Here is an 11141-nt window from a genome sequence, read left to right on the forward strand (position 1 = left end):
TCTCACCCATCTGATAGCTGATAGCTGATAGCTGATAGCTGATAGCTGATAGCTGATAGCTGATAGCTGATAGCTGATAGCTGATAGCTGATAGCTGATAGCTTACTTCTTCGCTACCATCCGCTTGAGACCGTCCAATTCTACCTGGCTCAACTTGCGGCACTTGCCTCGTTTGAGACGGTCGATTCGGATCGGACCGATGGCTTCGCGGCGTAGTTCCATCACCTTGTGCCCGAGCTTGGCAAGCATGCGGCGGATTTCACGGTTCTTACCTTCGGAAAGAACGACTTTCAAAAGGGATGCATTCCCTTGCCTGGCAATCCGTTCAACGCGCATTGCCTTGGCGATGCCCTCACTCAATCGCACACCCTTGGTCATCCGTTGCAATTCTTCATCGGTGGCAATGCCTGCCACCAGCACGACATAGGTCTTGGTGATGCCAAAACGGGGATGCGTCAGCTTCAGTGCCAAGTCGCCATCGTTCGTCAGCAGCAACAAACCTTCGCTATCATCATCCAGTCGGCCGACGGTATAGACGCGTTCTTCTACGTGTGGAATCAGGTCCAGCACAATGGGTCGGCCTCCAGGATCGTGATTGGTACACAAATAGCCCTTAGGCTTATTCACCACCCAGTAAACATGTTTCTGCGGCTTCAGCAGCTTGCCATCGACGGTTACCTTATGCGTGGGATCGACCTTGGTTCCCAGTTCACTGACTTTCACGCCGTTGATTTCGACCCGTCCCCGCAGAATCAACTGATCGCAGTAACGGCGGGAACCGACACCTGCATCTGCCATAAACTTATTGAGACGGATCATGAAGAGCCTTTGCGGGCGTTGCGGGGTTGGATGTGTTATATTAATGTATTGGCTGGAGGTGCTGCATGCTCACGCTTTGTTTCCTGACTGTAACGTTCGTAACTCCTGTTGATGACAAGGCCAACGCCAAGGAAGCCTTGAAAGGGTTTCAGGAACTCATTGGCGGCTGGCGAGCTACCGGCGAGGAACCCGGTTCTGGAAGCAGAAGTGCGAGCAAGGGATTCTGGAAAGAAACAATCAGCTGGTCATGGAAGTTCAAAGGCGATGATGCCTGGCTGGCCTTCACGATGAAGGATGGCAAACATATTGCCTCCGGAGAATTGCGATCACTGGGTGAGGACAAGTTCAATCTCGTGATTAAGACACCTAAAGGTGAAACGCAGACATTTACCGGCACACTGACAAGCAATGGCAGAAAACTGGTGGCGGAACGAACCGATGCCAATCGCACCGAGGATGCCAGGCTGACGCTATCACTGGTGGGGGATATTCGATTTCAATATATGCTGGAAACCAAACCGAAAGATCGCCGGTTGTATGCCAAGACGTTTCAGGTGGGGGCAACACGCGAAGGAGAATCGCTGGCAGGTGCAGCCAAATCCAGCGGGCCAGAATGTGTCGTCAGCGGCGGGCTGGGCACCACCAAAGTAATGCACAAAGGCGAGACCTATTACGTCTGTTGTTCTGGCTGCCTGGATGCGTTCAAGGATGATCCGGAGAAGTATATCAAGGAGTTTAAGGCGAAGAAGAAGTGAGCGTAACTTTGCTACATAACCTGAGAATTTGGTAATGATACTGCCTCCGAGTTGCTGTACATTGAGGAAACCACGGTAGCAGGTTGATGGGCATGTAAAATGACTAGGAGGCAAAAATGCTCCAAGTACGTCATGTTATTATCACCTTAATTTGTTTGTTTGGGATCAATGCAATCGGGTGCGGTCCTCGTCAAGTCTGGACAGTTCCGACGAATCTCAAGCACCTAATCCGTTACAATATGGGCAGACAACTCGAATGCAGATATTCGACTTCAACTCAACCTGTTGATTTAGAAATAGTGATATTTGTTGTTAACAAGAACAAGTACGAATATCCAATTCTGACTACACGTTCAGAATTTCATGCTCCGAAAGATGTTGTTGAAGCTCATAAAAGTATCAGCGACTTAAGGTTTCACATTACACCGAATAAAGGCGAGTCATCCAAGTTTCTCGTTCCTATTGATGACTCAATCACAAGTTTCGTTTTGTGCATACGTGAAGGCAAGATCGGAGTGCCTCAAGATCAATCGATCAAATGGAGTTATTTTGAATTCAAGCTTACCCCAGATAACTTTGTGCAGATTCCGAATGTAGCTGCTCTCCCTTTGTTAGAATCGAACTCAAACTATAGTGCGCATTTCGCAAAACTTTCAGATGCTGAAACTGAACGCAAGGCAGAAGTAGAAGGTCTGATGATAAACAAGAATTGATAGATCAGCGACGCGCTCGGCTCGGGCCATCTACGGAACGGCGGGGTCAGGAGACCAGTGTCACGCGAGAAGTGTTTCAACGAGTGGCAGTTTCTTGTAAGAAAGTCGACAAAGGTGAGGACGTATTGCGGAAACTTTTTCGAACACTCCTGATCCTTCTAATTGTTGGTGCAGCAGCGACCACGATCAAGGCTCTCTTCTTTTTTAGAATCCAGAAGCCCGGCGATCCGCAACCATGCTTTTCTCGCGAACAAGCGAAAAACGAGGGGTTTTGGGTTCGCGATGTCACGGTTCAGCCGAATACTTTTCAATCCGGCGGAAAGACCTACCGTCTGGGTGAAGACTGGATTGAAGAAGCGTTTGAAGATGACGATTACCGCGTGTGGTTCTCTAAGCGAACGAAGCTTGGCTGGAACCGACTATGCCTTCGAGTGCCACGATACGAGGATGGAGCAATCGAACTAGACTATTTCGATGGGGGATACGCGGGTTCAGTTTTCCTGTATTCTAAAAAGCTTGAATCTGGTCAATACCCGACAATCCAACTCCACGTACGATTCAAAAGTTGGAACTCCGATGAGAAAATCGAGCTTGAGACGGTTGTGCTGAAACCCAATTGAGCTAAAGAGATGAATACGTGCAGATGGCGAGCGGGTGAAGTTCCGTGCCGATAGCATGGCGAAGAAGAAGTTATTAGGTATAATTTCCAACAACGAGGTGATGATATGGAACACATAGTCATTGATCCAAAGATTCTATCTGGCAAGCCAATCATTCGAGGCACTCGATTGGCTGTTGAGTTCATTGTTGATTTGCTTGCTCAGGGTTGGTCATTCGAACAGATTGAAGACAACTATCCCGGAATACACCGCGAACACATTTTAGCCTGTCTGGAATATGCTCATCAGGTTCTGAATCAGGAACGTATCTATCCAATACCGGCATCAGTATGAAACTGCTCGCCAATGAGAACTTTCCAAGAGTCATCGTAGAAGCCTTGGCTGCTTCTGGTTACGACATTCGCTGGGTACGTTCCGATGCACCGGGTATTGCTGATGAAGAAATACTGCAATGGTCAGTCAAAGAAACGAGAGTTCTGCTGACTTTCGATAAGGACTTTGGAGAACTAACATTTCGCTCTGGCAAAGATGCCTCGGCTGGTGTCATTCCGTTTCGAATCAAACTTCGTGATCTTGCATTCGCCACTCAGTTTGTACTCAGCACCTTCTCAAGTCGAGATGACTGGGACTGTCACTTTTCTGTTATTTCGTACAAGAACATCCGCATGCATCCACTGCCCTGACTCTTTCATAGAATGACCAAAATCATTCTCCTCTCCGGTGATTCATGAGTCAGCACGTTGCACCTCCAACCTTTCAGGGACATCATCTGATTGGTGGGAACAAGGATTCAGGTTCTCAGACATTTCAAAGCACCAGCCCGGCAGACAGCCGCGTCGTTATCGGCCAGTTTCCCAAGGCAACTGTTGCGGAAGCTAATGCAGCAGTAGCTGCAGCGCGGGCTGCTTACCCGAACTGGCGTCGCCAAAGTCGCGTTTACCGGGCTGAACTGTTCGACAACCTGGCACAGATCATCAAGCGTGAGACAGACAACCTCGCTAGACTGATGGCATGGGAATGTGGCAAAATCTTCAACGAATGCCGGGCTGAAGTGATCGAAGGGCTGCACATGGTGCAGTACGTTTTCGGCCTGGGCCGCATGCCCAATGGCGATGTCATATCCAGCGAAATACCAGAAAAAGATGCTTTCATGCGGCGTAAGCCGTGGGGCGTGGCTGCGGTCATCACGCCGTGGAACTTCCCGTTTGCTGTGCCCCTGTGGATGCTCGGGCCATCGCTGCTGGAAGGCAACACTGCCGTTTTCAAACCCAGCGAAGATACACCTGCTATTGGTCAGCGATTAGTGGAACTCTTCCTCGAAGCAGGTTTCCCTGAAGGCGTTATCAACCTGGTGCATGGTGACGGCGTGGCGGGCGAAGCTCTTGTTCGCAACAAGGAAGTGAACATTGTTCTGTTCACGGGAAGTTACGAAGTAGGTCACAAGATTCAGCAGATCTCTGCCGATTTCTATGATCGCATTGTCGCCAGTGAAATGGGTTCCAAATCTGCAGTTATCATCTGTGAAGATGCAAGGCTCGATCTGGCAGTAACCTGTGCGGTGCTCGCGGGGTTCAAAACCAGTGGGCAGCGCTGTGTATCCGCAGGCCGCATGCTCGTTCATGAAAAGATTTTTGATCAGTTTGCAGATCGATACATCAGCGCGGTGAAGCGATTGAACATTGGCCATCCGCTTGACTTGTCCAATTTCACCGGACCTGTCATCAATGAAGCTGCAGTGAAGAAAACGCTCAGCTATAACGAGCTGGCCAAGCAAGAAAAGGCCACCGTTCTGCTGGATGGCGGTCGCATGACAGATAGCGAACATGGGCATGGTTGCTTTCTGTCGCCATTTGTGTATCGGCAGGAGCATGTGCCTGGCAAACGTACCGTGCGTGAAGAAGTGTTTGGCCCGCATGTGGCTCTGGTGCCTTTCAAGGATGATGCCGATGCGGTACGGATTTACAACGATGTGGAATATGGCCTGTCGATGGCGGTGATAACTGAAGATTTCCGCAAAATGCGTTATTACCGAGAGGAATGCGAATTTGGCATGGGCTATGTCAATCTGCCTTGCATTGGAGCTGAAGTCCATTTACCATTTGGCGGAGTGAAGAAGAGTGGCAATGGCCATCCTTCTGCTGCAGCGCTCACTGAAGCGGTGACCCACAAGATCGCCTGGACGGTGAATCATGCAGAGGAAGTGAAGATGGCTCAGGGTTTGAAAGCAGAAGTCGGTTAACACTGCAATTCGCCCAAGGATGGGTGAACTCACGGTAAGGAGACCAGAATGCCGCCCGAAGTAAAAACGTTCACGAAAACGAGAAAGTCGGCGCGTACCACGCTAGCTGCCAAGTATCTGACTGGTCAGGGCATGGAGATTGGCGCCCTAGCCCGGCCAGTTGCTGCACTACATACGCAGGTGCAGTACTACGACCGATGCTCAGAAAACGAACTGGCTGAACTCTATCCTCACCTTGCAGATTGGCTGATTCCGCTCGATGGCATCACTGACATCGAATCGATTTCAGCCATCGAAGATCAATCACAGGACTTCGTCATCGCCTGCCGCGTGCTTGAATATTCAAGTAATGTGCTGGCTTCTTTCCATGCCATCCGCCGGGTGCTTCGTCCGGGAGGCATTGCTTACTTGAGTGTTTCCGACAAACGCAAGACGGCGGATCGTCACCGGCCTGTCACACCGCTGGGGCACCTGGCTGCAGATTTTGTACATGGCCCCGGCGGTTCGTGGACCGGCCATCTGGAAGAGTGGGCCACTTTCATTGAACACGGAGCTGGCGATGATCCGGAACAGCGCATGCTGTTGGCCGTGCAACATGCCCAACGAATTCGACAACATGTCTGGACGCCCTGCGCCTGGCTTGAATTGCTTCTGGAAGTACAAAAAGGGATGGGCTTTGAACTGAAAAGCTGGCATGTCACCAGCCGGGAAATTCTGACCATTCTGGTGAGAAATTAGAGGAACAATACCGCCTCACCCCCAACCCCTCTCCCACCAGGGGAGAGGGGAGAACACGATTACTGCAAAGGTTTACCATGTGGCAATTCGATAACCAGACTGTCCCCTCTCTCAAGATGCCGTTGCCTGGCCCGAAGGCGAAAAGTTTTCTGGAGCGGGATTCCAAGGTGGTCTCCCCTTCGTACACCCGTGGCTACCCGCTGGTGGTGGAGCGAGGCAGCGGCTGTGTCATCGAAGATGTGGATGGCAACCTGTTTCTCGATTGCACCGCGGGCATTGCGGTTACTTCTACCGGGCATTGCCATCCGGAAGTGGTGCAGGTTATCAATGATCAGGCGAACAAGCTCATTCACATGTCGGGAACTGATTTTTACTACGAGCCACAGATCATGCTGGCAGAAAGGCTCGCAGCACTGGCACCAGGCAAATCACCCAAGAAAGTTTTCTTTACCAACAGCGGCACGGAATCCATTGAAGCTGCCTTGAAACTGGCCAGGCACTCTACCGGCAGGCCGAACGTCATTGCCTTTTTTGGCTCATTCCATGGCAGAACGTATGGCTCCATGTCGCTTTCGGCATCGAAACTGGTGCATCGTAAACGCTTTGCTCCGCTGGTACCACACATTCATCACGTCAATTATCCTCGCCAATGTCAAGTAAACTGCTCTGTTGGCAGTTGTGCCTGTATCCAGCAGATCGAACAAACGGTATTCAAAAGAACAGCAGCACCTGATGAAGTTGCTGCCATTTTTGTTGAACCCATTCAGGGCGAAGGTGGTTACCATGCTGCTCCTGCCTCGTTTCTTCAATCACTGAGAAAACTGTGCGACCAGCATGGCATCCTGATGGTGGCTGATGAAATACAGTGTGGCATGGGCCGGACCGGTAAAATGTTTGCATTGGAGCATGCCGGGGTTGAAGCGGACATCACCTGCCTGGCTAAAGGTATTGCCAGCGGATTACCTCTTGGCGCGATTGTAGCCAGGAATTCCATCATGAGTTGGCCTCCGGGCAGTCATGCCAGCACCTTCGGTGGTAATCCGATTGCCTGCCGGGCTGCTCTGAAAACCATTGACCTACTGGAACGTGAATACCTGGCCAACACGGTGGCACGGGGCGAAGAACTGCGGGCTGGTTTGAATCAGATTGCAGCGAAACACCCGCAAACGCTGCAGAATGTGCGTGGCCCGGGGCTGATGATTGCTGTCGACGTTATGAAAGATGGACATCACAATGTGGAGCTTCGTAACAAGATCGAAAACACCTGTTTCGATCACGGCCTGCTGATTCTGGGCTGCGGTGAAAGCGGCTTGCGACTCTGTCCTCCGCTATGCATCACTTCCGCACAGATTCAAACCGCCGTGCGGATTCTTGGCGAAGTGGTGTCCAAGGTGTCACCATAGTTTGATGCAGGCCATTTCCTGATGGTTACGCATATACAATCGGCCTCGTGCGATGGCAGGCACATTCCAGGTTCTGCCTGAAAAGACAGGCAAGCGCTTCAGCTCATTGAATTGCCCCGGATTGGCTTCCGCGAGAGCCAATTGTCCCTGTTCAGTTGTTATGACCAGCACCGAACCAGCAATCAACACCTGTCCGTTGCCATAACTTTGTCGGGCTTTCCAGATTCGTTCACCCGTTTTTACGTTGATGCAGGTCAGGTAGCCGTTGCTCAGGCCATAGATGTATCCCTCGTGCAGTACGGCATTGGTGAACTTGATGCCCATGTATTTGGTTTTCCAGAGCTCGTTCACTTTCCACTGACCGCCTTCCTGGCTGACTTTCACCAAAGCTCCACCATTGGAAACTTCCGATGAAAGGAAAACGGTATCTTCGCCGGTAACAATGGGCTGAGCGCAATTCATATCAAATGATGTCCGCCAGGGATACAGCCAGAGTTGTTTGCCATCGTTCAGGTCAATGCCTTTCAGCCCAGCAGCATCAAACTGGAGCAACTGGTCCACCCCTGCCAGCTTGACATACATGAGTGATGCATAGCCAGCTCCATCGTTGCCTCTGGCCCAGATCTGTTTGCCGGTCAGGCGGTCGTAGCAGATGACAGCACGATCTGTATTCTTTTCCGGATCAATCCCCGGGTTCACGTAGATTCTATCCTGTAGGACAAGAGGCGACCCGGACATGCCCCATTCGAGATTGCGGGCGCCTGCATCGACGAGAATGTTGGTCGACCACATGACTTTGCCCGTGTTGGCCTGCAGACAATGCAGATGCCCCTGCGCTCCCAGCACATACACCATGCCCTGGTAAATGACAGGCGTGGTGCGTGGCCCATCGCCCCCCATTGGTTCAGAGTGATGGAACTTCGACTGATATTGATGCACCCAGCGGGCTTTGCCATTCATAGAATCGTAGGCAACAATCACTTCATATTCGTCCCGCTGTTCAATCGTCACAGCTATCATGCCACCGACAGATATGCCAGCGTGACCTCCACCTAAGGGAAATTGCCAGAGTTTCTGCAGTTCCTGTCTGGCCCAGTCGCTGTTCTCTGGCGAGCCTGGCGTCGTGCCATCGTGATACATGCCGCGAAAATAGGGACTGTCTTCACTGCCTACTGATGCATCGAGAGGCACTTCCAGTGGGCCAACCTGTAAGGCAAGCAAATGATCCTGAGGCAGTTCATCCCAGCGGAAATAAACAATCGGCCGCATTTTGCCATCAAATTCAATCAGCCTGACCAGGGCAAAAGCTGCACCCGCAAATAGCAGAAGCAACAGCAATACCAGGATTCTGGTAAGCCTTGAAAAACGAGCGATAAGGAAAAACCAGACGATAATGATGACAGGCGCCAACATCACGCTGATGGTCATGGCCATGTTGACTGGCATGAGCATACCCGGATTCCAGTCATTTTGTTCCCAGAGCAGTTCGAGGATGATGAAGAACACAGGGAACAGTAGGACAATGATGGGAACACGCCAACGCTTCCACCACGATCTGGTTTCAGGAGGCTTTGACATGCAACTGCACCAGTTGAATGAAGTTAGAAAGCATTCATTTTAGGTATTCTGTTCCCGACGCAAACGATTTTATCTGCCATGGAAGATTGTGGAGTAAAACCAATATCACTTTTTCGTTTCAGGCGATTTGGGTTCAGATTTGACTGGCACTGCCTGCTTTTGCATTTCAGCCTGTTTACGGGCGATTTCTTCATTGCTTTCCTTATCGAGTTTTTCCCTGCGATAAAGAGGCAAATGACGATAATAGACTTCGAGTGTCAAGGCAGATAATGCGGTGGTGTAGATGCGTCCGCCCTGTCTTCCCCAGGTATCCCCCGTGGGATCCCAACTGCCTGCCCGATGTCCTTCGCGCTCCATGGACTGAATGAGATAGTCGCGCATGCGAGGGTTCCACTTCTGCCAGTATTCCCCGCCCATGTGGTGCATTACTTGAGCTGCATAATAGTAGGTGTATATGTTTCGATTCTGCCCTTTCTTGTATTCAGCCGGTGGCAAGCCTGTTTCCATGAGGTAATCGCAGCCCTGAATCATTTCGGCGTTGCGCGGCCCCCAGCCCAGGTAAAGCCGACCCAATAAGCCTGCCGCTGTGGTTCCTGGACCGCCGGGAGCCGAAGGATCATCGAGATTCACTGCATAGGCATACTTCAACAGGGTGCGATCAGCCCGTTTTTCTTTGTACTGAGCTAGGTCTAACCACCGTGAAACATTCTCCAGCGTTTGAGCAGGCACCGGCAAATTCGACATCTGTGCGCTTTTGAGGGCCATGATCTGCCAACCCACAACCGACGTATCGGAGCCATTGTTCGGCTGATAACGCCAACCGCCACGCTGAGTATCCTGAGCTGTGACAATGAATCGGATAGCTCGCATGGCAGAATCACGAAGAGCAGGGTCTTGCGACATTCCGTAAGCTTCACACACTGCAATGGTTGCCAGCCCCTGAGTGTACATCGTGAAACTTTCACTTTCAAACTGTCCATCAGGTTTCTGGCGATTGAGCAGGAAACGTAGAGCCAGGGCAACTGTCTTGTTTTCCGGCTTCTGACCTAGATGATGGTGGCCAGCAGCGAGAAACGGCAATACCGCCATGGCGGTTGCTGCGACATCATCCGGATTCAAACGAGGTATTTTGGGGTCTTTGCCTTCAATGGCCTCTTTTTCCATGGCAGTTTGACAATCGCATCGGCGATCATGCGTATGATACTTGTGAAGTGACCAGCGACCATCCGGCCCCTGATGCATCAGTAGCCAGTGTAAGGCAGATTTCACAGCACTCTCCGATTCATCGGATCCGCCCAATCTCTTGGCCACAGCAGTCAGATCACCAGTGCGCAGACCGAACCCGCCGCCAGTCGTGCTGCCTCCACCACCGCCGGTGTTAATGCCCGCGCCACCACCCAAAGGGAGGCTTCCTGTGTTGCCGAGTGCTCCCATCTCTGCAAGGATGGGATCACCTTTCAATCCTTCGGGCCCAGCCAGATTGGCGCCTTTCAGTTTTGCATCTTCACCAGCTCCAGCTCCGCCAATCGGGTCTTTCTCTGGTGGAGGCTGTGTCAACCCGGTTGGCTTCTCTTCCATGGTGGGATCGAGGGTAGGCAATGCCAGCTTTTCCGTCCGTTCAATATCTTTGGGAGCATCCATCTCTGGCGTGAAGATATCGATGGTCGATTTTTCCCGTTCGTCTTCATTCTCGGCCAACGCAGTCTGATCTTCAGGCTGTGCCCACTTCAACCGGTTATCTGCACGCACCGCTGCAGGGTTCATGACGATCAGCACGGTCAGGAAGACGCCATTGAGAACCACGCTTAACACGATGGCAGGCAGAACGCGTAGCCAATCCTTGACGCTCAACGGACGATGATCCAGTTCGCTCAGCGTGATGCGGAGAGAACCAGCTTGTCGAACATTCGTCTCTTTTCCTGCGGACATACCGGTTTCTCAAAGTTCAAACACGGGAAAATGTACAGCATTTGCTTTCTGCATTATCGTTGCTCCGCGTCAAAACGCAAGCCACGATCTGACGGCGAATCAATTTCATTCTCTCCCCCTTTCCAAGGGGGAGTCGGAGGGGGTAAATTCCCCGCAACTATGAACCCCACCCAACCTCCCCTTGGTAAGGGGAGGAGTAATTGATCCACTAGAGCATTTTCAGTTCCATTCTTGCGGCGCATATCCTGCATGTCGGAGGTAGTTGGCGCATTCATTAGGCGAGAACCAGTCGAGGCACTGGCCGCAGAGTTGATCACATGCTTCCTTGGTGCGTGGCTTGCGTTTGC

At 51.4% G+C, this 11141-nt stretch carries 11 protein-coding genes; 8 read left to right on the plus strand and 3 right to left on the minus strand.

Annotation, left to right across the window (positions count from 1 at the left end; all coding sequences use genetic code 11):
• Window positions 1–102: 102 nt before the first annotated feature.
• On the minus strand, window positions 103–819 hold the full coding sequence (locus JNJ77_11160) for an rRNA pseudouridine synthase (GenBank protein MBL8823138.1): 717 nt from the start codon (window positions 817–819) through the stop codon (window positions 103–105).
• Window positions 820–1322: 503 nt separating this feature from the next.
• Here JNJ77_11160 and JNJ77_11165 point away from each other — a divergent pair.
• The 8 genes from JNJ77_11165 (at window position 1323) to JNJ77_11200 (ending at window position 7287) form a co-directional block, all read left to right on the plus strand.
• Window positions 1323–1574: a YHS domain-containing protein gene (locus JNJ77_11165; GenBank protein MBL8823139.1), complete on the plus strand. Its 252-nt coding sequence runs from the start codon at window positions 1323–1325 to the stop codon at window positions 1572–1574.
• A gap of 116 nt (window positions 1575–1690) precedes the next feature.
• A complete protein-coding gene (locus JNJ77_11170) occupies window positions 1691–2287 on the plus strand; it encodes a hypothetical protein (GenBank protein ID MBL8823140.1) in 597 nt (198 codons plus the stop codon).
• A gap of 83 nt (window positions 2288–2370) precedes the next feature.
• Window positions 2371–2907 carry a hypothetical protein gene (locus tag JNJ77_11175; GenBank protein MBL8823141.1) on the plus strand — a complete coding sequence of 179 codons (537 nt, stop codon included), beginning with the start codon at window positions 2371–2373 and terminating at the stop codon, window positions 2905–2907.
• Window positions 2908–3012: 105 nt separating this feature from the next.
• Entirely contained in the window at window positions 3013–3240 is a 228-nt protein-coding gene (locus JNJ77_11180; protein ID MBL8823142.1) for a DUF433 domain-containing protein, read from the plus strand.
• Window positions 3237–3590, plus strand: a complete 354-nt coding sequence (locus JNJ77_11185) for a DUF5615 family PIN-like protein (GenBank protein MBL8823143.1) — start codon at window positions 3237–3239, stop codon at window positions 3588–3590. Before JNJ77_11180 ends, JNJ77_11185 begins: the two co-directional genes overlap by 4 nt.
• A 44-nt stretch (window positions 3591–3634) precedes the next feature.
• A complete protein-coding gene (locus tag JNJ77_11190; GenBank protein ID MBL8823144.1) occupies window positions 3635–5146 on the plus strand; it encodes an aldehyde dehydrogenase family protein in 1512 nt (503 codons plus the stop codon).
• A gap of 48 nt (window positions 5147–5194) precedes the next feature.
• Window positions 5195–5884, plus strand: a complete 690-nt coding sequence (locus JNJ77_11195; protein ID MBL8823145.1) for a methyltransferase domain-containing protein — start codon at window positions 5195–5197, stop codon at window positions 5882–5884.
• Between the two features lie 77 nt (window positions 5885–5961).
• Window positions 5962–7287: an acetyl ornithine aminotransferase family protein gene (locus JNJ77_11200; GenBank protein ID MBL8823146.1), complete on the plus strand. Its 1326-nt coding sequence runs from the start codon at window positions 5962–5964 to the stop codon at window positions 7285–7287.
• Here JNJ77_11200 and JNJ77_11205 read toward each other — a convergent pair.
• The gene (locus tag JNJ77_11205) at window positions 7279–8865 is read right to left on the minus strand and encodes a PQQ-like beta-propeller repeat protein (GenBank protein MBL8823147.1); all 1587 of its coding nucleotides are present in this window, start codon (window positions 8863–8865) and stop codon (window positions 7279–7281) included. The genes JNJ77_11200 and JNJ77_11205 overlap by 9 nt on opposite strands.
• A 105-nt stretch (window positions 8866–8970) precedes the next feature.
• Window positions 8971–10794 carry a terpene cyclase/mutase family protein gene (locus tag JNJ77_11210; GenBank protein ID MBL8823148.1) on the minus strand — a complete coding sequence of 608 codons (1824 nt, stop codon included), beginning with the start codon at window positions 10792–10794 and terminating at the stop codon, window positions 8971–8973.
• Window positions 10795–11141 lie beyond the last annotated feature (347 nt).

It is taken from the genome of Planctomycetia bacterium (assembly GCA_016795155.1).
Taxonomy (GTDB): domain Bacteria; phylum Planctomycetota; class Planctomycetia; order Gemmatales; family HRBIN36; genus JAEUIE01.